The 24,148-nt window shown below is 68.3% G+C and carries 16 protein-coding genes; all 16 read left to right on the forward strand.

Annotated elements, in window-relative coordinates; translation table 11 throughout:
- Window positions 1-567 precede the first annotated feature (567 nt).
- The 16 genes from tssJ to LGM71_RS13860 all read left to right on the forward strand — a co-directional run bounded on the left by tssJ (window position 568) and on the right by LGM71_RS13860 (window position 24,144).
- On the forward strand, window positions 568-1,083 hold the full coding sequence (gene tssJ, locus LGM71_RS13785; RefSeq protein WP_124900828.1) for a type VI secretion system lipoprotein TssJ: 516 nt from the start codon (window positions 568-570) through the stop codon (window positions 1,081-1,083).
- Window positions 1,080-2,462: a type VI secretion system baseplate subunit TssK gene (tssK, locus tag LGM71_RS13790; RefSeq protein ID WP_226115119.1), complete on the forward strand. Its 1,383-nt coding sequence runs from the start codon at window positions 1,080-1,082 to the stop codon at window positions 2,460-2,462. The genes tssJ and tssK overlap by 4 nt, the downstream gene beginning before the upstream one ends.
- Window positions 2,463-2,476: 14 nt before the next feature.
- Complete coding sequence (locus tag LGM71_RS13795) at window positions 2,477-3,796, forward strand: DotU family type VI secretion system protein (RefSeq protein ID WP_226115120.1); 1,320 nt, start codon at window positions 2,477-2,479, stop codon at window positions 3,794-3,796.
- A gap of 1 nt (window position 3,797) precedes the next feature.
- Complete coding sequence (gene tssM / locus LGM71_RS13800; protein ID WP_226115121.1) at window positions 3,798-7,427, forward strand: type VI secretion system membrane subunit TssM; 3,630 nt, start codon at window positions 3,798-3,800, stop codon at window positions 7,425-7,427.
- Window positions 7,409-8,104 carry a type VI secretion system-associated protein TagF gene (gene tagF, locus LGM71_RS13805; RefSeq protein ID WP_226115122.1) on the forward strand — a complete coding sequence of 232 codons (696 nt, stop codon included), beginning with the start codon at window positions 7,409-7,411 and terminating at the stop codon, window positions 8,102-8,104. Before tssM ends, tagF begins: the two co-directional genes overlap by 19 nt.
- Window positions 8,105-8,169: 65 nt before the next feature.
- Complete coding sequence (locus LGM71_RS13810; RefSeq protein WP_226115123.1) at window positions 8,170-10,623, forward strand: serine/threonine-protein kinase; 2,454 nt, start codon at window positions 8,170-8,172, stop codon at window positions 10,621-10,623.
- Window positions 10,610-11,734: a type VI secretion system protein TssA gene (gene tssA, locus LGM71_RS13815; protein ID WP_226115124.1), complete on the forward strand. Its 1,125-nt coding sequence runs from the start codon at window positions 10,610-10,612 to the stop codon at window positions 11,732-11,734. Before LGM71_RS13810 ends, tssA begins: the two co-directional genes overlap by 14 nt.
- Window positions 11,735-11,793: 59 nt before the next feature.
- The gene (tssB, locus tag LGM71_RS13820; RefSeq protein WP_226115125.1) at window positions 11,794-12,348 is read left to right on the forward strand and encodes a type VI secretion system contractile sheath small subunit; all 555 of its coding nucleotides are present in this window, start codon (window positions 11,794-11,796) and stop codon (window positions 12,346-12,348) included.
- The gene (gene tssC, locus LGM71_RS13825; RefSeq protein ID WP_226115126.1) at window positions 12,341-13,858 is read left to right on the forward strand and encodes a type VI secretion system contractile sheath large subunit; all 1,518 of its coding nucleotides are present in this window, start codon (window positions 12,341-12,343) and stop codon (window positions 13,856-13,858) included. Before tssB ends, tssC begins: the two co-directional genes overlap by 8 nt.
- Before the next feature lie 59 nt (window positions 13,859-13,917).
- A complete protein-coding gene (locus LGM71_RS13830) occupies window positions 13,918-14,409 on the forward strand; it encodes an Hcp family type VI secretion system effector (RefSeq protein WP_057927224.1) in 492 nt (163 codons plus the stop codon).
- A 16-nt stretch (window positions 14,410-14,425) separates the two neighbouring features.
- Window positions 14,426-14,974 carry a type VI secretion system baseplate subunit TssE gene (gene tssE, locus LGM71_RS13835; protein WP_226115127.1) on the forward strand — a complete coding sequence of 183 codons (549 nt, stop codon included), beginning with the start codon at window positions 14,426-14,428 and terminating at the stop codon, window positions 14,972-14,974.
- A gap of 4 nt (window positions 14,975-14,978) precedes the next feature.
- Window positions 14,979-16,850, forward strand: a complete 1,872-nt coding sequence (gene tssF / locus LGM71_RS13840; RefSeq protein WP_226115128.1) for a type VI secretion system baseplate subunit TssF — start codon at window positions 14,979-14,981, stop codon at window positions 16,848-16,850.
- Window positions 16,847-17,971, forward strand: a complete 1,125-nt coding sequence (gene tssG, locus LGM71_RS13845; protein ID WP_226115129.1) for a type VI secretion system baseplate subunit TssG — start codon at window positions 16,847-16,849, stop codon at window positions 17,969-17,971. The genes tssF and tssG overlap by 4 nt, the downstream gene beginning before the upstream one ends.
- Before the next feature lie 12 nt (window positions 17,972-17,983).
- Window positions 17,984-20,662: a type VI secretion system ATPase TssH gene (gene tssH, locus LGM71_RS13850; protein ID WP_226115130.1), complete on the forward strand. Its 2,679-nt coding sequence runs from the start codon at window positions 17,984-17,986 to the stop codon at window positions 20,660-20,662.
- Window positions 20,659-22,863: a type VI secretion system tip protein VgrG gene (gene tssI, locus LGM71_RS13855; protein ID WP_226115131.1), complete on the forward strand. Its 2,205-nt coding sequence runs from the start codon at window positions 20,659-20,661 to the stop codon at window positions 22,861-22,863. Before tssH ends, tssI begins: the two co-directional genes overlap by 4 nt.
- 15 nt (window positions 22,864-22,878) lie before the next feature.
- Window positions 22,879-24,144, forward strand: a complete 1,266-nt coding sequence (locus tag LGM71_RS13860) for a hypothetical protein (protein ID WP_226115132.1) — start codon at window positions 22,879-22,881, stop codon at window positions 24,142-24,144.
- Window positions 24,145-24,148: the final 4 nt, after the last annotated feature.

Raw genomic sequence — 24,148 nt, forward strand, 5'->3', positions numbered from 1 at the left:
ATCAAGGCGGGTGATGTCGCCGTTACGTTTTGTTTCATTTTGGAAATTGCGTTCGAGTTATCGCTCAAATCGATTCCGGGTTTTCGACTTGTTAATCCATAAAATCGATTCTATAGTTCGCTGTGCTTTTGGGATTCGTCAGTTGTTTGCCCGGCGCAGGTCAATGATCGGAAAAGCCGGCCCTCCGTTCGGGCAACGCAAACAGCGTGACACGACCCGCAGGGCGTAGCCACCCACCGCCGACGGCCGTCAGGCTTGGGTTCGGCGTCCATGCGGCAAGTGTCCAAGCAATAGAACCGGGCCGCCGTGGCGAACCGGTCGAATTAACGCGCCTTTTCAAAATGACCGAAATCAATTCAATTCCTCGTCATTTCCCCAATCTTGATCCCGTCCCGTAGTTGGCGATTTGACCCGGCTTTTTACAAGAATAAATTGCCGAATGAAATTTGAGCGGAAGGATATGCAAGCCACATAATTACCGGTCAATTAATTGTCCCCTTTTAATTCGAGGTGTCGATTTCGCGTACGGAAATCGACGGGGGAATTATTGCGCTGCGAGGATGAAATATGCGCTGGCGGTCGAGCGGGTTCATCGTATTGGGATGTGCATTGCTGTTGCCCGGATGCGGCGCCACCGAGCGCGCCGCCGCGGTGCCGTATGCGATCACGGTCGACGTGGCGCCCGACGTCAATCCGGACTTCAACCGCAAACCTTCGCCGATCGTGCTGAAGGTGTTCCAGCTGCGCGCGGCGTCCGCGTTCGACGGCGCCGACTTCTTCTCGCTCCAGGACAAGCCCGAGAACATCCTCGGCGCGGACCTCCTCGGCACCGACCGCGTGATCCTGCGCCCGGGCGAGTCGCGCACGCTGCATTACCGCGGCAACGTCGAAGCCGGCGCGATCGGCGTGATCGCCGAATACCGGATGCTCGACAAGAACCGCTGGCGCCTGACGGTGCCGCTGCCGCGCGCGAAGCAGCTCAACGTATACAAGTTCTGGCAGACGTCGCCCGGCGAGCTGAAGCTGTCGATCGCGGTCAGGAACGGCGGTCTCGCGCTGAACGACACGCGGGGGCGCCCATGACTGAACCGACGATGTCCGCGACACCCGTCGCCGCACTGCGCCAGCGCGTGGTGTGGACCGAAGGGATGTTCCTTCGGCCGCAGCATTTCCAGCAGCTCGAACGGCACTGGGAACGGTACGTCGCGCTGCGCTGCCTGCCGCTGCAGGGGTTCTACTGGGGCTTCGACACGCTCGAGATCGACCGCGAGCAGCTCGCGCTCGGCAAGGTCGCGCTACGCGCGGCGGCGGGCGTGATGCGCGACGGCACGCCGTTCGATCTATCGCATCCCGACGATCTGCCCGAGCCGCTCGACGTGCCGGCCGATGCGAAGGACCAGCTCGTCGTGCTCGCGCTGCCGTTGTGGCGCGGCGGCGGCGAGGAGGTGTCGTTCGGCGCGGGCGCAGGCGGCAGCGGCGGTGCGGACGTCGCGCGCTACGTCGTGCGCGAATACGAAGTGGCCGATGCGAACGCGGTCGCGCTCGGCCCCGCACTGCTGCAAACGGGGCGCCTGAACGTCCGGCTGATGCTCGACTCCGAGCTGACCGGCGACTGGCATGCGCTCGGCGTCGTGCGGATCGTCGAGCGGCGCACCGACGCACGGCTGCTCGTCGACGACGGCTACATTCCGCCGCGCCTGGTCGCGCAGCGCGATGCGGCGTTGCTCGCGTATACGCGCGAGCTGCACGGACTGCTCACGCAGCGCAGCGACGCGCTCGCCGAGCGCCTGTCGGAGCCGGGGCGCGGCGGCGTATCGGAAGTCGCGGATTTCCTGCTGCTGCAACTCGTGAACCGCTATCTGGCGTTGACCTGGCACGCGCAGCAGGACGTCGCGACGCATCCGGAGGCGCTGTTCCGCGACTGGCTGAAGCTCGCATGCGACCTCAGCACGTTCACGGCGGCCGGCCGGCGCCCGCAATCGCTCGCCGTCTACGTACACGACGACCTGCGCACGAGCTTCGCCGAATTGATGACGGAGCTGCGCCGGTCGCTGTCGACGGTGCTCGAGCAAAACGCGATCCAGATCGAGCTGCACGACGCGGGCAACGGCATCCGGGTCGCGACGCTCGCCGATCCCGCGCTGCGCGACACGGCCGGCTTCGTGCTGGCCGTGCGGGCGGACGTGCCGGCCGACAGCCTGCGCGCGCGGTTTCCCGCGCAGGCAAAGCTCGGCCCGGTCGAGCGGATCCGCGACCTGGTGCAGTTGCAGCTGCCGGGCATCACGATGCGCCAGTTGCCGGTCGCGCCGCGGCAGATCCCGTACCACGCGGGTCATACGTACTTCGAGATCGACAAGGGCAGCGACCTGTGGAAGCAGCTGGCGCGCTCCGGCGGTCTCGCATTTCATTTCGCCGGCGAATTTCCGGGGCTCTCGATGGAGTTCTGGGCGATTCGCGGGTGAGGGCGGGCAGCGCGATGAATTCTTCCTCCGATTCGATTTCCGCCGGCGCAGGCGGATTCGTGCCGCCGAATCCGGGCGGCATGCATCCACCGGCCGCGTCCGGTGCGGCGGGGCCGACCGCCACGCAGCCGCGCCCCGGCCGCTGGGCCGCGAGCGGCACGAACCCGCTCGTCGCGGCCGCCAACCCGCTGCTCAATCTCGTGCCGCAGATCCGTTCGACCGTGCATCATCCGAACCCGGCGTGGCTGCGCGAGCATCTCGTCGTCGAGATCCGTCAGTTCGAGGCGCGCGCGCAGGAAGCCGGCGTGCCGTCGGAGGCGATCATCGGCGCGCGCTACTGCCTGTGCACGGCGCTCGACGAAGCAGCCGCGCTGACGCCGTGGGGCGGCAGCGTGTGGTCGTCGCACAGCCTGCTCGTGTCGTTTCACAACGAAACCTGGGGCGGCGAGAAGTTCTTCCACCTGCTCGAACGCCTGTCCCAGCAGCCGCGCCAGCACCTCGACCTGCTGGAGCTGCTGTATTTCTGTCTCGCGCTCGGCTTCGAAGGCCGCTATCGGGTGCTCGACAACGGTCATGCGGAGCTCGACGCGCTGCGCTGGCAACTGGCCCACACGATCCGCTCGGTGCGCGGTGAATTCGATCCCGCGCTGTCGCCGCACTGGCGCGACGTCGTCACGCGCGACGTGTCGCGTCGCTTCGTCGTGCCGCTATGGGTCTGCGTGGCGCTCGCGCTCCTGATCGGCTTCGGCGTGTTCGTCGGGCTGCGCATCGCGCTGGCCGGGCATTCGGACCGGCTGTTCGCGTCGATCGATGCGCTGCACGTGCCGAAGCTTCAGCCTGCTCAGGCTCCGCCGCGCCCGGCGCCGGCGCCGCGCGTCGCGAAGTTCCTGGCGCCCGAGATCGCGGCCGGCCTCGTGGCGGTGCGCGACGACGCGGATCGCAGCGTGATCGTGCTGCGCGGCGACGGGCTGTTCAAGTCCGGCTCGACGTCGGTGATCGACCGTTACGCGCCAGTGCTCGCACGCGTCGCGGATGCGCTGAACCAGGTGCCCGGCAATGTGCGGGTGACCGGCTATACCGACGACACGCCGGTGCATACGGCACGCTTCGCGTCGAACTGGGACCTGTCGCGCGAGCGCGCCGAGGCCGTGCGCGGCATGATCGCCGCGCGCCTCGACCATCCGGAGCGACTCGCGGCCGAGGGGCGCGGCACGCTCGATCCGGTCGCGCCGAACGATACGCCCGCGAACCGCGCGCTGAACCGGCGCGTCGAGATCACGCTGCTGCCGGCGCCCGGCAGTGCCGCCGCCGGCGCGACGCAGGGAGCGCACTGACATGAACCAGGCTGTCGCGCGTTTCGTCCGGCCGTTGCCGTCGCGGGAGATCTGGTCCTTCGCCGGTCTCGTCGTGCTCGCGTGTTTCGTGTGGCTCGCCGGGCCGCTGTTCGCGTTCGCCGAGATCCGGCCGCTCGAGAGCGGCTGGGTGCGCGCGGCGACGATCGCGGTGCTGTTCGCCGCGTGGGGCGCACGCGTGGCGTGGCGAAGCTGGCACGCGAGCCGCCTGAACGCGCAATTGCTGAACCAGTTGCGCGAGGCCGCGCCCGGGCCGGCCAACGCCGACGATCCGGCCAAGGCCCAGCTCGACGAGCTGCGCAGCCGCTTCGACGAGGCCGCGGCGCTGCTGAAGAAAGTCCGCTTCGGGCAGGCGGACACCGCGCGCAAGGGGCTGGCGCGTTGGTTCGACCGGATGTCGCGCCAGTATCTGTACCAGCTTCCGTGGTACGTGTTCATCGGCGCGCCGGGCTCGGGCAAGACGACCGCGCTCGTCAATTCCGGGCTCAGTTTTCCGCTTGCCGAGCAGTTCGGCCGTGCCGCGATTCGCGGCGTGGGCGGGACCCGACACTGCGACTGGTGGTTCACGAACGACGCGGTGCTGATCGACACGGCCGGCCGCTACACCACCCACGAAGGCAATCGCGCACTCGACGAAGCCGAGTGGAAAGGCTTCGTCGAGCTGCTGAAGAAGTACCGCACGCGCCAGCCGCTGAATGGCGCCATGTTGACGATCAGCGTCGCCGACCTGGTCGGCGCGTCGGAAGCCGAGCGCACGCAGCACGCAATGGTGCTGCGCAAGCGGCTGCTCGAGCTGCGCGCCCAGCTCGGCATCCGGTTTCCCGTCTACCTGCTCGTGACGAAGGCCGACCTGCTGGCCGGCTTCGCCGAGTATTTCGGCGGCTTCGGCCGCGCGGAATGCGCGCAGGTGTGGGGTTTCACGTTCCCGCTTGCGCAGAGCGAGGCGCCGGGCTTCGACCTGCGTGCCGCGTTCGACCGCGAATACCGGCTGCTGCATCAGCGGCTGAACGACGGGCTGCCCGAGTTGCTCGCGACGCAGACCGATGCGCGCCAGCGCGAGATGGCGTACCTGCTGCCGCAGCAGGTCGCCGACTTGCAGGACATGCTCGGCCAGTTCGTCGCCGAAGTGTTTTCCGTGTCGAGTTTCGAGCCGATGCCGATGCTGCGTGGCGTGTACCTGACGAGCGGCACACAGGAAGGCACCGCGTTCGACCGCGTGATGAGCGGCATCAAGCGCTTCCTGAAGATCGAGGGCATGCCGCCGGTTGCCCAGGTCGGCTCGACCGGGCGCAGTTTCTTTTTGAAGTCGCTGCTGCAGGAACACATCTTCCGCGAAGCCGCGCTCGCCGGCAGCGACCTGCGCTGGCATCAGAAGCGGCGCGTGTTGCAGATCGCCGGCTATGCGCTCCTCGCGGTCGTGAGCGTGGTCGTGCTGGCTGCCTGGCTGCGCAGCTACGCGAACAATCGCGCGTATCTCGACCGGATCGCGCAGCAGGTGCCCGCCGTCGATGCGCAGATCGCCGGCGCGAAGTTCTCGGATGCGGCCGACATCGCGCGGCTGCTGCCGGTGCTCGATGCGCTCGGCGGGCTCGCGAATGCCGGCGGCGTCGACCGCTCGCATCCGCCGCTCGCGTACCGCTGGGGGCTCTTTCAGGGCGAGAAGATCGACGAGGCCGTCGACGTCGTGTACCGGCGCGCGCTCGACGACGTGCTGCTGCCGATTGCCGCGCGCCGGATGGAGGCCGCGCTGAGCGATGCACGGCCGGACGAAACCGACTATGCGTATGCGGCGCTGAAGGCCTACCTGATGCTGTACGACAGCGCGCACTACGATCCCGCGTTCGTGCAGGCCGTCGTCGACCTGGAAATGGAGCGCTCGCTGCCGCCCGATTTCTCGCCGGCCGAACGCTCGGCGCTGCGCGCGCATCTCGCCGCGCTGTTCGGCAACCGGGTGGCCGTGTCGCCGTATCCGATGAACGAGCGGCTGGTGGCCGACGTACGCGACCGGCTGCGGCAGGTGCCGTTCTCGCAGCGGCTATATCGCCAGCTCACGCGCACGCTGCGGCCGGCGACGTCCGCGTTCGATTTCAGCGTCGCGCGCGCGGTGGGGCCCGACGCGTCGCTCGTGTTCCGCCGCCAGAGCGGCAAGCCGCTGTCGGAAGGCGTGCCGGGCCTGTATACGCGCAACGGCTACCGGAACGTGTTCGCGCCGCGCCTCGCAGGCGAGGTCGACGCATACGGGCGCGAGGAAGTGTGGGTGCTGAATCTCGGGCTGTCCGAGATCCCCGGGCCGAACGACGCCGCCGCATGGGCGCGCGACATCCGCCAGCTGTACCTGAACGACTATCTGAAGATCTGGGACGACTATCTCGCCGACATCAAGCTGCAGCGCACGGCGACGCTCGCGCAGAGCATCCAGGTCGCGCGCGCGCTGTCGTCGGCGGATTCGCCGCTCACCCGGCTGCTGATCGCGCTCGCGCGCGACACGGCGCTCGGCGATGCGCCGGGCGGCGGTCGGAATCTCGCGTCGCGCGCGCAGGACAAGGTCGACGAGGCGCGCAGTTCGCTGTCGCAGATCTTCGCGGGGCAGGGTGCGAGCGACGCGAATCCGTCAGCCGCGGCGCCCGCGAGCCCCGAGCAGGTGGTCGACAACCACTTCGCCGGGCTGCGCGCGTTCGCGCCGGGCAGCGGCGACCAGGCGCAGGCGTTCGACGCGGTGCTGAAGTCGATCGACGCGCTCTATACGTACCTGACAGCCACCGACGATGCGCTGCGCAGCGGCGCCCAGCCGCCGCCGTCCGACGCGCCCGCGCGGCTGCGCGCGCAGGCCGGGCGACTGCCCACGCCATTCCGCGACGTGCTCGACGACCTGTCGAACGTCGCGAACGGCAGCGTCGCGACGGTCGAGCAGCGCAGCGTCGCGCAGCGGGCCGGCGCGAACGTCGGCGATTTCTGCCGGCAGGCGATCGCGGGCCGCTATCCGTTCGCGCGCGGATCGTCGCGCGACGTCGCACCGGCGGATTTCGCGCAGATGTTCGCGCCGGGCGGCCTGATGGACGATTTCTTCCAGAAGAACCTGCAGTCGATCGTCGATACGACGTCGCGCCCGTGGCGTTTCGCGAACCGCAATGCGGATGCCGATCCGGCGGCGGCCGCGATGCTTTCGTCGTTCGAGAAAGCCGCGGTGATCCGCGACGTCTATTTCGGTGGCGGCGCACGCACCGCGCACCTGAAGGTGCAGATCCAGCCGCTCGAAATGGATCCGTCGCTCACTGAGATGGTGCTCGACGTCGACGGCCAGATCGTCCGTTATGCGCACGGCCCGCTCGTGCAGAGCGCGGTGGACTGGCCGGGCACGCGCGGCAGCAACCAGGTCCGCTTGCAGGTGTCGGGGCAGGCCGGCGCGACCGACGGCTTCACGACCGACGGGCCGTGGGCGCTGCACCGGCTGTTCGACCGCGCGGCCGTGTCGGCCGGGCGGGGTTCGGACCAGATGATCGCGCGCTTCACCGTCGACGGCAAACCGCTCGTGCTGCAGGTGAATGCGGGCAGTGTCCGCAATCCGTTCCGGCTGCCCCAGATGGAGTCCTTTACATGCCCTCCGAAGCAATGAGCCGCCTCCCGCCGCTCACGCGCGCCGATGGTGACGCCCCGGCCTGGTACGGAAAGATTCCGGGCGCCGGCGACTTCGTGAACAGCCGGCTGCCGCATGCGCTCGCGCAGTGGTGGGAACGCTGGCTGCAGCAGGGGATGGCCGCAATGCGCCAACGCGGCCCGGACGAGATCGCGCGCCACTACACGGTCGCGCCGGTCTGGAATTTCCTGGTGCCGGCGGGCGCCGGCGCGTCGTGCGTACAGGCTGGCTGCCTCGCGCCGAGCTGCGACCGTGTCGGGCGTTACTACCCGGTGATCGTCACGCTGCCGATGCCGGCGGCCGATTACTGGAACGGGCTGCCGGACGCGGCCGACGCGTTCTACTGGCAGATCGGCCATGCGCTGCTCGACGCGATCCGGCATGCGCGCGCGCCGGTCGACCTCGAGGAGACGCTCGACCGCGTTCGGCTCGCACCGGGCGACGGGCCGACGGCGGAAGTGGTCGACGCGATCCCGGCGTCGCTGCCGGAGCGGCCGGCGCTCGCCGCATGGCCCGGGCTGTCCGGCTATTTCGATCCGCACGGCGGGACGAGCTTCTGGTGGACCAATCGCGCCGACGGCTCGCCGCTGCGCACGCATGCGCATACGGGCGCGCCCGACAACGCGCTGTTCCTGACGCTGTTCGGCGGTAGCTGACGGTGCCGGTCGGCGGTCGGAGGCAGGCAACGCAGGCAATACGGATGCGGTATCGCGAGGTAGACATGAAGGACCCTTCATCGAGAGACAACGAGCACGACACGGCGACCCGCGGCGACGCACCCGAATTCACGGTGCGGCCGCTGCCGCTCGGTCATCGCCTGGGCGAGCTGCAGCTCGACGAGGTGCTGGGCATCGGCGGTTTCGGCATCGTCTATCGCGCGTTCGATCGCACGTTGCGGCGCGCGGTCGCGATCAAGGAATACATGCCCTCCATGCTCGCGACGCGCGGCGGTGACTATACGGTGTCGCTGCGCTCCGAGCGGTTCGCCCAGGCGTTCGACGCGGGACGCGGCGCGTTCCTCAACGAGGCGCGCCTGCTCGCGCAATTCGACCATCCGGGGCTCGTGAAGGTGCTGCACTTCTGGGAGAGCCACGGCACCGCGTACATGGTGATGCCGTTCTACGAGGGGCGCACGCTCAAGCAGCTGCTCGACGGCGGTGTGCGGATGAGCGAGACGCAGTTGCGCAACATCGTCGGCGCGCTGCTCGGCGCGCTCGACACGCTGCATCGCGCGCAGTGCTTCCATCGCGACGTCGCGCTCGACAACGTGCTGATCCGCCCGAACGGCAGCGCGATCCTGCTCGATTTCGGCGCGGCGCGCAAGCGGATCGGCGATCTCGTCGACGACGGCGCGATGATGATCAAGCCCGGCTACGCCCCGATCGAGCAGTACACCGACGATCCCGCGTTCAGCCAGGGACCGTGGACGGATCTCTACGCGCTCGGCGCGGTGATGCACGCGTTGATCACCGGTGAACTGCCGCCCGCGGCCGTGGTGCGCAGCATCAAGGACACGTACCGGCCGCTCGCGTCGCGCGAGTTGCCGGCCGGCGAGGTGTACAGCCCGGCGTTCCTGGCGGCGATCGATCACGCGCTGCAGTTGCGGATCCCCGATCGGCCGGAGTCGGTCGCGGCGTTCGCGGCGGAACTCGGGTTGCGCGATCTCGACCCGACGGGCGGCGGGTATGGTGCGGCCGTTGTGCCGCCGGCGGCCGATGCCGGGGGAGGCGGAGCTGGGAAGGCGGCCTCCGGTGTTTCGGGTGCGTCTGCGGTGACGGGAAAAACGTCGGCTGGGGTTGCTGCTGCGGCGTCGGCCGGTGAACGCGGGACGGTATCGGACGACGCAACGATGGATGTGCGGTCGTCGCAGCCTGAGCGGGCGGAAGGCCAGCCGAGCACTTCCGGTACGCCGTCTACTGCATCCGCCGGGGCTGGCGACAAGCCGGGAGATGGCGTGTCGTTGGCGTCGGCTGCTGCTGCGGGAGCGCTGGCTTCGCCGGCTTCGTCCGCTTCTTCAACTGCTTCGTCGTCCGTATCGCAGGCGTTGTCGCCCTCCGCGAAAACGGGGCGATCCGGCGGACGTGAAAGTGATGAGGCGCGTGCAAAGGAAGCGTTGGACGACGAACGGTCGACTTCGAAGACCGAAGCGCATGGCGACGCCGGCATGCGATCGGCAAGCGCCGTGGCGGACAGCGGCCAGGGCCGCGCAACGGATATCGGGAACCTGAACGGAACGGCAGTGCCGATTGCTGGCGCTGCTGGCGCTGCTGGCGCTGCTGGCGCTGCTGGCGCTGCTGGCGCTGCTGGCGCTGCTGGCGCTGCTGGCGCTGCTGGCGCTGCTGGCGCATCCACGTCCTCGCCGGGTGCATCGCCTCCGACCCGCCCGCCGCGCCGCCCATCGTTCATCACAGCGGGCAACCGGCGCACGAAGACGTACGTCGGTGGCGCGCTGGCAGCACTGATCGTCGTTGGCATTGCCGCGACCTATCTGTCGCGTCCCGCGAAAGTCGCCAGCGAACCGGAAACGGGCGCCAGCCAGCCGCTGGCCGGCGTCGCGTCCTCGGCCGGCGCATCGGACGCGATGCTCGCGCAGCACGGCCCGACGCCGATCGTCGTGCCGCCGTCGAGTATGCCGGGCGGATCGTCCGCGCAGGTGCCGCCGCCAACGCTCGCCGCCGCGCCCGCCAGCACGCCCGCCGCGGGGGCTGCCGTTCCCGCGCCGCAGGTCGCCACGCCCGCCACGAACATCGCGGGCGCCACGCCGTCGCAAGCCGGTTCGAGCGCGACCATCGCACCGGCCGGCAGCCTCGACGCATCGGAGCGCATCGTCAACGTGCCGCCGTCGGAGACCGCTGCATCGCCGTCGAGCGCACCGGTACCCGCGTCGGCATCGCCATCGGAAGCGGCGACGGCCGTCGCCGCGATCAACGCATCGGCCGCCGAGCAGCGCCCGCCGAAGCAGGAAACCGTCCAGGTGCGCTTCAACGTGCGTCCTTGGGGCGACGTGTACGTGAACGGCGCACGGCGCGGCGCGAGCCCGCCGCTGCGCTCGGTGTCGCTGACACCGGGTGTCTATCAGATCGAGATCCGCAACGGCTCGCTGCCGCCGTTGCACCGCACCGTGGCGATCGACTTCGGCAGCAAACCGGTCAACATCGACTATGCATTCGAATGACGTCAGCCAGGCGGCGCTGGCCGCCGCCGCATTGTCCTCGCCGTCACCGGGCCTGCCGGCGGCGACGCCGCGCGCCGAGCTGATCGGCCGGCTGCTGGCGGACGTCTCGCCGGAAGCCCCGTGCGGCCCGAACCTCGAATACGACGCGGATTTCCTGCAGCTTCAGGAGCGGGCGACACCGCGCGCCGAGCAGCAATACGGCGACACCGTGATTCCCGCCGAGACGCCCGACTGGCGAGCGGTCGAGCGCCTTGCGCTCGCGCTGAGCGAGCGGACGAAGGACTTGCGTGTCGCCGCGCATCTCGCGCGCAGCTGGACCGAGCAGCACGGCATTCCGGGCTACGCGGAGGGGCTCGCGGTCGTCGCCGGCCTGATCGAGCGCTGGTGGGACGACCTGCACCCGCGCCTGGACGCCGACGGCGAACAGGATCCGACACCGCGGATGAACGCGCTCGCCGATGTCGCCGGCGCGCACGAATGCGCGCGCGCGGCGCGGCGCCAGCCGCTGTTCGACGGGGGCCCGAGCGTGCGCGACGCCGAACGCGCTCTCGACGGCCGCGACGAAACGGGCGGCCCGTCGGCAGGCAGCCGCGACGGCCTGGTCGCCGCGCTGTCGACCGCACGCGACGACGGCCGCGTGCCGATCGACGCCGTGCGCGCGGTGCTGGGTGCGCTGGACGCGATCCGCGCGCGCGTCACGGACCGGCTCGGCAGCGAATGGTCGCCCGATGCGAGCGACACGGAAAAGGCGTTGCAACGCATCGTGCGCGAAATGCCGGAGCCGGCACCGGTGCAAGCGGCAGGGCCGGCGGACGATTCGATTCCGGCAATGCCGGCCGCACCAGGCGCCGCGCACGCCGCGTCCGCGCCGGCCACGGTGCCGAACGGACAGGCCTGGCGCGATGCCGAGGTCGCGAGCCGTGACGACGTGCGGCTCGGCCTCGACAAGATGTGCCGCTATTTCGAACTGCACGAGCCGAGCCACCCGGCGCCGCTGCTGCTGCGGCGCGCGCAGCGGCTGCTTGCGCTCGACTTCTACGAAATCATCCGGGATCTCGCTCCGGAGAGCCTGCCGAAGCTGGACTTGCTGAGCGGCGAACGGAGCGAATGAGGCAAGCCGCCCGGCGGCGGCGACGTACATGCAATCTGATCGATGTGAAGGAGCGGACGATGACGGACAGAACCAAGGCGGCAGGCAGCGGACAGAAGTTCATCGCGCGCAATCGGGCGCCGCGCGTGCAGATCGAGTACGACGTCGAGACCTACGGCGCGGAGCGCAAGGTGCAGCTGCCGTTCGTGATGGGCGTCATCGCGGACCTGGCGGGCAAGCGTGCCGAGCCGCTGCCGGATTTACCGGAGCGCAAGTTCCTCGAGATCGACGTCGACAACTTCGACGAGCGGATGAAGTCGGTCGCGCCGCGCGTCGCGTTCCAGGTGCCGAACACGCTGACGGGCGAAGGGATGCTCAACGTCGACATGACGTTCGAGCAGATCGACGATTTCTCGCCGGCGGCGATCGCGCGCAACGTCGACGCGCTGCGCCGGCTGCTGGATGCGCGCACCGAGCTGTCGAACCTGCTGTCGTACATGGACGGCAAGCACGGCGCCGAGCAGCTCATCGAGCGCGCGATCAACGATCCCGACCTGCTGAAGACGCTCGTGCGCGAACCGCGCGCCGACGCGCACGCCGGCGACGCGACCCAACCGGAGGCCCGCGATGAATGACCCCGTCCAGTCCCGCGCAGATGTACGCGACACCCGCGACGCCGCGCAGCCGGCCGTCGCGCACGGCGAGTTCGCCGCGCTGCTGCAGAAGGAGTTCAAGCCGAAGACCGCCGAGGCGCGAGAGTCGGTCGAGCGCGCGGTGCGCACGCTCGCGCAGCAGGCGCTCGAACATACGGTCGGCATGACGACCGACGCATACGGCAGCGTGAAGCAGATCATCGCGGAGATCGACCGGAAGCTGTCCGAGCAGATCAACCAGATCCTGCATCACGACGAATTCCAGACGCTCGAAGGTGCATGGCGCGGCCTGCATTACCTCGTCACGCACACCGAGACCGACGAGCTGCTGAAGATCAAGGCCTTGCCGGCGTCGCGCAACGAGGTCGCACGGATGCTCAAGCGCTACAAGGGCGTCGCGTGGGACCAGAGCCCGCTGTTCCGCAAGATCTACGAGGAAGAATACGGTCAGTTCGGCGGCGAGCCGTTCGGCTGCCTGGTCGGTGACTTCTACTTCAATCACAGCCCGCCGGACGTCGAGATGCTCGGCGAGCTGTCGAAGATCGCGGCGGCCGCGCACGCGCCGTTCATCGCGGGCGCGTCGCCGGAACTGATGCAGATGGATTCGTGGCAGGAGCTGTCGAACCCGCGCGACCTGACCAAGATCTTCCAGAACACCGAATACGCGGGCTGGCGCAGCCTGCGGCAGTCGGAGGATTCGCGTTACGTCGGCCTCGCGATGCCGCGTTTTCTCGCGCGGCTGCCGTATGGCGCGCGCACCAATCCGGTCGACGAATTCGACTTCGAGGAAGACACCGACGCCGCGAATCACGACCGCTACACGTGGGCGAACTCGGCTTACGCGATGGCCGCGAACATCAACCGCTCGTTCAAGCTGTACGGCTGGTGCTCGTCGATTCGCGGCGTCGAGTCGGGCGGGGCGGTCGAAGGGCTGCCGAGCCACACGTTCCCGACCGACGACGGCGGCGTCGACCAGAAATGCCCGACCGAGATCGCGATCAGCGACCGCCGCGAGGCCGAGCTCGCGAAGAACGGCTTCATGCCGTTCGTGCACCGGAAGAACTCGGATTTCGCGGCGTTCATCGGCGCGCAGTCGCTGTACCAGCCGGCTGAGTATCACGACCCCGACGCGACCGCGAACGCGCGGTTGTCCGGCCGCCTGCCTTACCTGTTCGCGTGCTGCCGCTTCGCGCATTACCTGAAATGCATCGTGCGCGACAAGATCGGCTCGTTCCGCGAGCGTGACGACATGGAGCGCTGGCTCAACGACTGGATCATGAACTACGTCGACGGCGACCCCGTGAACTCGTCTCAGGAGACCAAGGCGCGCAAGCCGCTGGCGGCCGCGCAGGTGGTCGTCGACGAGGTCGAGGACAACCCCGGCTACTACACGTCGAAATTCTTCCTGCGACCGCACTACCAGCTCGAAGGGCTCACCGTGTCGCTGCGGCTGATCTCGCGGCTGCCGTCCGCGAAGGCGGCGAACGAGTGAGCGGCAAGGGGCACTCAACCCGGCATTCAACCTGATTTCGCACCGAAACGGAGACGGCAATGGGCGTGGCAATGTTTATGAAGGTGGACGGCGTGACCGGCGAATCGGCGGACGCGCAGCACAAGGGCTGGACCGACATCGAGTCGTTCACGTGGGGCGCGAGCCAGCCGGGCGCGATGGCGAGCGGCAGCGGCGGCAATGCGGGCAAGGCGAGCTTCAACGATCTCGTCGTGGCCGCATACATGGACAAGGGTGCGCCCGCGATCATCAAGAACTGCGCGAGCGGCAAGCACTTGCCCAAGGTCGAGATTTCCGCGTGCAAGACCGGCGGCTCGCAAATCGAGTTCATGCGCGTGACGCTGCAGGAAGTGCTCGTCACGTCCGCGCAGGTCGCGGGCATCGATCCGGGAGACGCGGCCGACCGTCTGATGATGCATTACGGCTTCCAGGCCGCGAAGGTGAAGAAGCAGTACTGGCAGCAGAACGACAACGGCGGCAAGGGCGCCGAGGTGTCGGTCGGCTGGAACATCAAGGAAAACACCGAGATGTGACGGCGGAGCGATGACGATGGACGACCCGCAAGCCCGCGCTGGCCGGCACGGCGGCATGCGCGACCGGCTGCAGCCCGCGCTGCTCGACCGGCTGACCGACGACGCGCCGCAGCGCACGGCCGATCTGCCCGGCACGCAAGGGATCGGCGCCGAGCGCCTGCGCGCGGCCGTGCTGCGCGATCTCGCGTGGCTGCTCAATACACGCAACGCCGAGGACGGCTTCGTCGACTGGGCCGCGTTCGCGCACGCGCAGGCCTCGGTGCTCAACTACGGGATGCGGCCGCTCGTCGGCAAGCCGATGTCGGGCGTCGAGCGCATGTCGGTCGAGGCGTCGATCCGCGACGCGATCGTGCGCTTCGAGCCGCGCATCGCGCCCGACAGCGTCGAGGTCCGCAGCCTCGCCGATGCATCGGACGGGCGCGCCGGCGAACGGCGTCACAACGTGCTGCTGTTCGAGATTCGCGGCACGCTGTGGTCGATCCCGCATCCGGTCGAATTCGTGCTGCGCTCCGACCTGGATCTCGAGACGGGTGCGATGTCGCTGCGGTCGGCGGCGGGAAACTGACACGATGGATACGCGCCTGCTCGACTACTACAACCGCGAACTCGCGTACCTGCGCGAGCTCGGCGACGAATTCGCGCAGCAGTTCCCGAAGATCGCCGCGCGGCTGCGGCTCACCGAGTCGGGGCCGCCCGATCCGTACGTCGAACGGCTGCTCGAAGGCTTCAGCTTCCTCACCGCGCGTGTGCAGCTGAAGATGGACGCCGAGTTTCCTCGGTTCACCCAGGCGCTGCTGAACGCCGTGTATCCGGGCTATCTCGCGCCATTGCCGTCGATGGCGATCGTGCGGTTCACACCGATGCTGAACGAAGGCAGCCTCGCGCAGGGCTGGCGGCTGCCGGCCGGCACCGCGCTGCGCGCACGGCCCGCCGCGTCCGAGCAGACCGCATGCGAATTCCGTACCGCGCACGACCTGACGCTGTGGCCGCTCGAGCTGACCGATGCGGCCGTCACCGGCGCGCCGTCGTGGCTGCCGCGCGGCGCCGTACCGGCACGCCAGGACGTGCGCGGCGCGTTGCGCATCCGGCTCAAGGCGCGCGGCGGCGCCAGGCTGTCGCAACTGCCGCTCGATCGGCTGACCTTTCATCTCGCGGGCCCCGAACGCGACGCGCTGCACCTGCTCGAACTGATCGCCGCGCATGCGCTCGGCGTCGTCTGCCACGACCCGGGGCAGCCGCCGCGCTGGCTGCACACGCTCGACGCCGATGCGATCGTCCACGAGGGTTTCGATCCGGCGCAGGCGATCCTGCCCGACGACGGGCGCAGCTTCCACGGCTACCGGCTGCTGCGCGAGTATTTCGCGTTTCCGGCGCGCTTCCTGTTCTTCAGCGTCGGCGGGCTGCGCGCCGCGCTCGCGCGCGCCACCGGCGACGAATGCGAGCTGACCGTGCTGTTCGACCGCCACGACGCCGCACTCGAGGCGGCCGTCGATGCGCGGCATCTGGCGCTGAACTGCACACCGGCCGTGAACCTCTTCGCACGTCGCGGCGACCGCATCCGGTTGCAGCCGGGCGCGCGCGAGCATCATGTCGTCGTCGACCGCAGCCGGCCGCTCGATCACGAGGTCTATGCCGTGCAGCGGCTGGCGAGCGAGCAGCGCGACGATGGCCAGTCGCGCGAATTCCGGCCGTTCCATGCATCGTTCGCGAGCGACGACGGCAACTACGGCGCGTACTACACGATGCGCCGCGAGCCTCGGCTGGTGTCCGCGCAGGCACGCGCGAACGGCACGCGCACCGGCTACGTCGGCAGCGAGACCTACGTGTCGCTCGTCGACAGCCAGTGCGCCCCGTACGACGAGTCGATGCGCTACCTGTCCGTCGACACCCTGTGCACCAACCGCGATCTCGCGCTGCTGCTGCCGCCAGGCGATGCGAACACGTTCACGCTGCGCATCTCGGCGCCCGTCGAGCGTATCGCCGCGATTCGCGGCCCGTCGCGGCCGCGCCCGCCGATCGCCGACGCGCAGACGGCCTGGCGGCTCATCCGTCATCTCGGGCTCGCGCGGCAGACGCTGACCGATCTCGACGACGACGAGGGCGCGCATGCGCTGCGCGAGCTGCTCGGCCTGCACGCCGACCCGGCCGATGCCGCGATGCGCCGGCAGATCGACGGCGTGCGGCGCGTCGCGTTCTCGCCGGTGTTCCGGCGGCTGCCGGCGCTCGGGCCGCTGATGTTCGGGCGCGGCGTGCAGGTCGACGTGACCGTCGACGATCACGCGTTCTCCGGCGACAGTCCGTTCCTGCTCGGTGCGGTGCTCGAACAGTTCTTCGCGCGGCATGTATCGATCAATGCGTTCGCCGAATGCGTGCTGACCAGCGTGCAGCGCGGCACGCTCGCGCACTGGCCTGCGCGCATCGGCAGGCGGCCCGCGATATGAAACACGGCACGCCACCCGGCGCTCGATCGGCCGCCGAAGCCGCACGCCGCGACGCATGGTGGGCGCGACTGCGCGCTGCGCCGCATGGTTACGACTTGTTCCAGGCGCTGCGCTGGCTCGACGCGCTGTCTCCCGGCCGTGCACCGCTCGGCCATGCCGCGCGGCCGAGCGACGAACCGGTTCGGCTCGGGCAACAGCCGTCGCTCGCGTTCGCGGCGTCGATGGTGGCCGGTGCATACGATGGCGACGGCAGCGCCACGCTGCCGCGCATCGCGATCCACGGTTTCGGGTTGTTCGGACCGAACGGGCCGCTGCCGACCCACCTGACCGAATACGCGCACGAGCGCGCAGCCCAGCACGACGACCCGACCTTCGCCGCGTTCGCGGACCTGTTTCATCACCGGCTGATCCTGCTGTTCTACCGAGCATGGGCCGACGCGCAACCGACGGTGAGCCTCGATCGTCCCGGGCGCGCTCGGTTCGACGCGTATGTCGCGAGCCTCATCGGGCGCGCCGCGCATGGCGACGGGCCGCCAGGGCAGCCCGATGCGGAACGCACGGCCGCCGACACGCTCGCGCCGCATGCGCTTTATTTCCACGCGGGTCATCTCGTACGGCACACGCGCAACCCGGAAGGGCTCGTGCAGATCCTGCGACGCCATTTCGGCGTCGACGCGCGCATCGTCGAGCACGTGTCGCGCTGGGTCGCGATCGAACGCTCGCAGCGCTGCGTGATCCGTGCGACGCGGCCGACCCTGCGCGTCGGCGGCGTCGCGCTCGGCATCGCGGTGCGCGACGCGCAGTCGCATTTCCGGATCGTGCTCGGACCGCTGTCGCTCGACGCGTACCGGCGCTTCCTGCCGGGCGGCCCGCACGCACGGCAGCTCGCGCACTGGGTGCGCGAATACGTCGGCATCGAGTTCGACTGGGACGTTCAGCTCGAACTGGCGGCCGACGCGGTGCCGGCGATCGCGCTCGGCGCGTCGCAGGGCCTCGGTCGTACCGCGTGGCTCGGGCAACGGCTGGACGCGGGCCCCGCGCGCGATCTCGTCGTCCGTTACGACGCACGCCGTGGCGGCCCGCCGCGCACCGGCGCCGTCCTTCATCGCGAAACCGCCTAAACGGGAACCGTCATGTCCGATATCGGCCGCGTCAACCTGTTCGGAAAGCTCGATCCGCTCCTCTACGAGACGCTCGAGCAGGCGACCGGATTCTGCAGACTGCGCGGCAATCCGTACGTGGAACTAGCGCACTGGTTCAAGCAGCTCCTGCAGCGGCCCGACGGCGACCTGCAGCGCGTGCTGCGCCGGTTCGAGATCGACGAGGCCGCGATCGAGCACGGCCTCGTCGCGTCGCTCGATCGGCTGCCGCGCGGCGCGGGATCGGTGTCGGACCTGTCCGTGCACATCGACGACGCGGTCGAGCGCGCGTGGGTCTATGCGACCTTGAAATACGACGCGACGCGGATTCGCGGCGCGGTCCTGCTGCTCGCGATCCTGAAAACGCCGCAGTTGCGCAACGTGCTGTACGCGATCGCACGCGAGTTCGAGCGCATCGTGCCCGACGTGCTCGCCGACGAACTCGCATCGATCGTCGACGGCTCGCCCGAAGCGCAACCGGCTGCGCGTGCCGATTCGGGCTCGGGCACCGGCTCCGGCTCCGGCGACGCCGCGACGCGCGGTATGCCAGCAGCGGAAGGCTCGGCCCTGGCGCGCTTCGCCGTCGACCTGACCGCCCGTGCACGGGCAGGCGAGATCGACCCCGTCGTCGGGCGCGACGCGGAGATCCGCCAGATCGTCGACATCCTGCTGCGACGCCGGCAGAACAACCCGCTGCTAGTCGGCGAGGCCGGTGTCGGCAAGACCGCCGTCGCGGAAGGCTTCGCGCTGCGCATCGCCGCCGGCGACGTGCCGCCGTCTCTGCGAGACGTCGCGCTGTACCTGCTCGACATCGGGCTGCTTCAGGCTGGCGCGAGCGTGAAGGGCGAATTCGAGAGCCGCCTGCGTGGCGTGATCGACGAAGCGATGTCGTCCGAGCGGCCCGCGATCCTCTTCGTCGACGAAGTCCATACGCTCGTCGGCGCGGGCGGGGCGGCCGGCACCGGCGACGCCGCGAACCTGCTGAAACCGGCACTCGCGCGCGGCCTGCTGCGCACGATCGGCGCGACCACGTGGTCCGAGTACAAGCAGTACATCGAGAAGGATCCCGCGCTGACGCGGCGCTTCCAGCTCGTGCATGTTCTCGAGCCCGAGGAGGCCGCCGCCGTGACGATGCTGCGCGGTCTCGCCGCGAAGCTCGAAGCCCACCATCGCGTGCTGGTGCTCGACGACGCGCTGCAGGCCGCCGTGACGTTGTCGCATCGGTATATCCCGGCTCGGCAGTTGCCGGACAAGGCGATCAGCTTGCTCGACACGGCCTGCGCGCGCGTCGCCGTCAGCCAGCACGCGGTGCCCGCGCCGATCGAGGACGCGCGACGGCGCATCGACGGCCTGCACGTCGAGCGGGAACGGATCGCGCGCGAGTGCGCGCTCGGCAGCGGCGACACCGCACGGCGCGATGCGATCGATGGCGAGCTTGCCACCGTGCAGACGGAGCTCGATCGGCTCGACACGCGCTGGCAGGCCGAACGCGATGCGTTGACGGCGATCGTCGAATCGCGTGCCGCGCTGCTCGACGACGAGTCGTCGCGCGAGCTCACGAGCGACGCACGCGTCGATGTCCTGTCGCGCCTCGCAGCCACGCAGCAGGCGCTCGCCGAGATGCAGGGCGACGCACCGCTCGTGCTGCCCGCCGTCGACACGCATGCGGTCGCCGCCGTCGTCGCCGACTGGACCGGCATTCCGCTCGGCCGGATGGTGCGCGACGAGACGCAAGCCGTGCTCAAGCTCGCCGAGACGCTCGGCGAACGTGTGGTCGGCCAGCACCATGCGGTCGAACTGATCGCCGAACGGATTCAGACCGCGCGTGCGAAGCTCGACGACCCGACCAAACCGCACGGCGTGTTCCTGCTGTGCGGGCCGTCCGGCGTCGGCAAGACCGAGACTGCGCTCGCGCTGGCCGACACGCTGTATGGCGGTGAGCGCAACGCGATCACGATCAACATGAGTGAGTTCCAGGAAGCGCACACGGTATCGACGCTGAAGGGCGCGCCGCCCGGCTACGTCGGCTACGGACAGGGCGGGGTGCTCACCGAGGCCGTGCGGCGGCGTCCGTACAGCGTCGTGCTGCTCGACGAGATCGAGAAGGCGCATCGCGACGTGCACGAGATTTTCTTCCAGGTGTTCGACAAGGGCTGGATGGAAGATGGCGAGGGGCGCGACATCGACTTCCGGCATACCGTGATCCTGCTGACCTCGAACGTCGGCGCCGATCGCGTGATGCAGCTGTGCCGCGACCCCGAGCGCCTGCCCGACATGCAGACGCTCGCCGATGCACTGCGCGCGCCGCTGCTCGACGTGTTCCCCGCCGCGCTGCTCGGCCGGCTGACCGTCGTGCCGTACTACCCGCTGACCGATGCAACGCTCGCGCGCATCGTCGAGTTGCAGTTGCGGCGCTTCGAGAAGCGGATCGACCTGCATCACGGAATCCGAATGCGATGCACTGATTCGGCGACCGCGCTGATCGTCGAACGCTGCCGGACGATCGAATCCGGCGGCCGGATGGTCGACGCGATTCTCACGCATACCGTGATGCCGCGAATCGGCCGCGCGATCCTCGAGGCCACCCTCGAAGGCCGTGCGCTGACGTCGATCGAGGTGAGCGCCGCCGGCGGCGAATTCGCTTACCGGTTCGACGAGGAGGGAACGACGTGAATCGCGTATTCACAATCGACAGCCCGCACGGCGACGACCTGAAGTTCCACACGCTCGATGGCAGCGACGAACTCGGCCACCTGTTCGAATTCCGGATCGAGGCTCTGGCTGACAGCCACAGCCTGTCGCTGAAGGACATGCTCGGCAAGCCCGTGACCGTGCGGATCGAGCAGCAGGACCTGTCGACGCGCTATCTGAACGGGATCGTCGCGCGCGCGACGCTGGCCGGCCGGCGTGCCGAGCGGCACTACGGTTACGAACTGGTCGTGCGGCCGTGGCTGTGGCTCGCGACACGTCGCTCAGATTGCCGGATCTTCCAGAACCGCACCGTGCCAGACATCGTGCAGGAAGTGCTGGCGCCGTATGGCTTTCCGATCGAGAACAAGCTGACCGAATCCTATGTGCCGCGCGAATACTGCGTGCAGTACAACGAGACCGATACGGCGTTCGTGTTACGGCTGATGGAGTTCGAGGGCATCTATTTTTATTTCCGGCACGCGGCGGACAATCACACGCTCGTGCTGTGCGACGCGATGTCGTCGCACGTCGCGTTGCCCGGCTACGAAACGATCCCTTACATCGCGCAGGATCGCACCGCGATCGCCGACGAGGAGCACATCGACGGCTGGCTGCCCGCGCAGGAAGTGAGCGTCGGCAAGCATCAGACGACCGACTACGACTATACGAAGCCGCGCGCCGATCTTTCCGCGCAGAAGGTCGATCCGCGTGGGCATGATCACGACAGTTTTGCGTCTTTCGAATGGCCGGGCGGGTATCGCGACGATGCGCCTGGTGCGCATTACAGCCGCGTGCGGCTCGAGGAGCAGCAGGCCGAACATGAGCGGGCAAGTGCTGATACCGACGTGCGCGGCGCCGCGCCGGGCTATCTGTTCACGCTAGCGCATTGCCCGCGTGCCGACCAGAACCGCGAGTACCTGATCGTGCGGTGTCGGTACCGTTTTCAGGAGAACGCGTATGCGAGCGATCAGGGCGCGGAGGCTGTGGTGCATCAGACGATGATGCTCGTGCAGCCGTCGAGCCTGCCTTATCGGTCGCCGCGTGAAACGCCGCGGCCGCGGACGAACGGGCCGCAGACGGCTACCGTGGTCGGGCCGCCGGGGGAGGAAATCTGGACCGATCAGTATGGGCGGGTGAAGTTGCAGTTCCGGTGGGACCGATACGGGCAGAGCAATCAGGATTCGTCATGCTGGGTGCGAGTGTCGAGTCCTTGGGCTGGTGGTGGCTTCGGTGGCGTGCAGATTCCACGTGTCGGCGATGAGGTTGTCGTCGATTTTCTCAACGGCGATCCGGATGAGCCGATCGTGACGGGGCGGGTCTACAACGGCGAGAAGATGCCGCCGTGGGGGTTGCCGGGCAGCGCGACGCAGAGCGGGATGCTGTCAAGGTCGTCGCCGGGCGGGACGACCGACCATGCGAACGCGTTCCGGTTCGAGGACAAGAAGGGCGCCGAGCAGTTGTGGATGCATGCGGAACGGAATTTCGATGCGGAGACGGAGGCCGATCACACACTTTCCGTCGGGAACAACCATACGCATACCGTCGGGAACGACGAGACGATGCAGGTGAAGAACAACCGGCAACGGAGTGTCGGGCAGAACGAGACAGTGAATATCGGGCACAACCGGGTCGCGCAGATCGGGGTGGACGAGACGCATGGGGTGGGGGGGAACCGGACGCGAACGGTCGGCAAGAACGAAACCGTGACGATCGCTGCGAATCGCGACGCGACCATTGGTGGAATACATACCGAGACGGTTGCGAAAGCCAAGACTGAAACGATCGGCGAAGGCAAGACGCTGAATGTCGGACAGATGTATCAAACGACGTCGCAGGACATGAAGACGCTGGTTGCGTCGTCGCATACCGAGGAAATCGGTGCACGTACATCGACGATTGCCAACGCCCATACGCACACGGTCGGCGGTGAGCACACCGTCAACGTTGGCGCGAACCATACGACGAACGTGCAGCACCAGATGCTCGTCAACGCCGGCGATCAGCTTTCGCTCGTCTGCGGGATGTCCAGCATCGTGATGAAGCGTGACGGCACGATCACGATCCAGGGCGTCAACATCGCGTCGACCGGCACGAACACCCACAGCGTGAACGGCAAGACGGTGACGTCGTCGGCGACCGGCGAACACACGGTCGAAGGCGCGATCCTGAAACTGAATCCATAACGGAGGCTCGCACGAATGCAGAACTGGCAGCCGACCAATCCGATAGAACGCAGGTTCATGGATGCGCATACGGACTGGATGAGTTTCGCGAAAGAGCAGGATGCGCGATTGATGATCTGGCAGACCGACGAGACGGATGCGGAGCTCGTGCAGCTCTATTTTCAGGTTCAGGACGAGACGTCGTGTGCGGTCAGGACGATGCGGGCATCGTTCGTCAACGAAGCGGAGTATGCAAAGGCGCTGACGGACGAGCTTATTGCGTTCTACGACAGCCGGCGTGAAGGGTCCGACGCGCATGGGGTGCGGGCCGATTGGCAAGCGCCGCACGACGATGGCAAGAATCCCTTGCTGTATCTGTTCGGGGTTGCCGACAGCCTGATGCAGCACCATCCGGATATTTTTCCAGCGATGGTTTTCGTGCTGGAGCCCGTGAAGGTGCGGGGTGACGCGGCGTGGGTGCGGTGGATGGACGATTTGCTGTCGATCATCTCGGTCGCACCGCGGCTTGCCGAGCGCGTGCGTTTTGTCGTGCCGCGTATCGATATCGCGCCGTTTGCGGCGTTGATGCAACGGCATCGCGCCGCGGTGCGCGTCGTGCACGGCAAGTATTCGATGGCCAGCGTGCCGCGCGAATTGCTTGCGGAATCGGGCGAGCGCGGGCCGAGCGGCGAGTTTCGACGGCATTTCGTGATGCTTACCGAGACGATCGAAGGCCGCGATCCGGCCCGCCTGGAGGAATTGCGTTCGGCTGCGCTGAAGGTTGCCGAACGTGAGCAGTGGTTCGATCAATGCGTCGTCGTGCATCTGATTGCAGGGGCTGCGTATCTGAAGTGGCGGGATCGGGAGAAGGCGATCGATGCGTATCGGAGTGCCGCCAGCAGCGGCATGCGCGCGGTCGAGGCAGGGCATCCGGCGGGACACAAGCTCGTTGCGAACGGGTTGTTCGGCGAGGCGAGCGTGCATCTGACGCACAAGGATTACGCGCGCTCGGCGTATTGCTACGAGCGTGCGGCGGCGTCGACTACGGCCGCTCAGGACGGGCTGATGACGGTCGAGGCGTGGCGCATGAGCGCCGTGTGCTGGGAGCGGGCGGGGGAGCGCGAGCATGCGCTGGAGGCCGGTTTCAATGCGCTCGATGCGGGATTGATGATCGATGAGCCGATGCGGGCGAACAGTAACCTGCCGATGGTTGTTCAGTGGATGGTTTCGCAGTTGGGTGTACAGGACCAGCGGCGCAACGCGTTGAGCGAGAAAGTCGCAGCGTTGCGCGGTGGGCGTTGAGCGG

The organism is Burkholderia sp. AU33545 (genome assembly GCF_020419685.1).
In the GTDB taxonomy this organism is placed as follows: domain Bacteria; phylum Pseudomonadota; class Gammaproteobacteria; order Burkholderiales; family Burkholderiaceae; genus Burkholderia; species Burkholderia diffusa.

Coding starts and splice junctions, on each gene's coding strand:
- tssC (WP_226115126.1), top strand. CDS start 12,341: ATGAATGACCCCGTCCAGTCCCGCGCAGATGTACGCGACACCCGCGAC.
- tssE (WP_226115127.1), top strand. CDS start 14,426: ATGGACGACCCGCAAGCCCGCGCTGGCCGGCACGGCGGCATGCGCGAC.
- tssK (WP_226115119.1), top strand. CDS start 1,080: ATGACTGAACCGACGATGTCCGCGACACCCGTCGCCGCACTGCGCCAG.
- LGM71_RS13830 (WP_057927224.1), top strand. CDS start 13,918: ATGGGCGTGGCAATGTTTATGAAGGTGGACGGCGTGACCGGCGAATCG.
- tssB (WP_226115125.1), top strand. CDS start 11,794: ATGACGGACAGAACCAAGGCGGCAGGCAGCGGACAGAAGTTCATCGCG.
- tssH (WP_226115130.1), top strand. CDS start 17,984: ATGTCCGATATCGGCCGCGTCAACCTGTTCGGAAAGCTCGATCCGCTC.
- tssJ (WP_124900828.1), top strand. CDS start 568: ATGCGCTGGCGGTCGAGCGGGTTCATCGTATTGGGATGTGCATTGCTG.
- tssA (WP_226115124.1), top strand. CDS start 10,610: ATGCATTCGAATGACGTCAGCCAGGCGGCGCTGGCCGCCGCCGCATTG.
- LGM71_RS13810 (WP_226115123.1), top strand. CDS start 8,170: ATGAAGGACCCTTCATCGAGAGACAACGAGCACGACACGGCGACCCGC.
- LGM71_RS13795 (WP_226115120.1), top strand. CDS start 2,477: ATGAATTCTTCCTCCGATTCGATTTCCGCCGGCGCAGGCGGATTCGTG.
- LGM71_RS13860 (WP_226115132.1), top strand. CDS start 22,879: ATGCAGAACTGGCAGCCGACCAATCCGATAGAACGCAGGTTCATGGAT.
- tssG (WP_226115129.1), top strand. CDS start 16,847: ATGAAACACGGCACGCCACCCGGCGCTCGATCGGCCGCCGAAGCCGCA.
- tssM (WP_226115121.1), top strand. CDS start 3,798: ATGAACCAGGCTGTCGCGCGTTTCGTCCGGCCGTTGCCGTCGCGGGAG.
- tssF (WP_226115128.1), top strand. CDS start 14,979: ATGGATACGCGCCTGCTCGACTACTACAACCGCGAACTCGCGTACCTG.
- tagF (WP_226115122.1), top strand. CDS start 7,409: ATGCCCTCCGAAGCAATGAGCCGCCTCCCGCCGCTCACGCGCGCCGAT.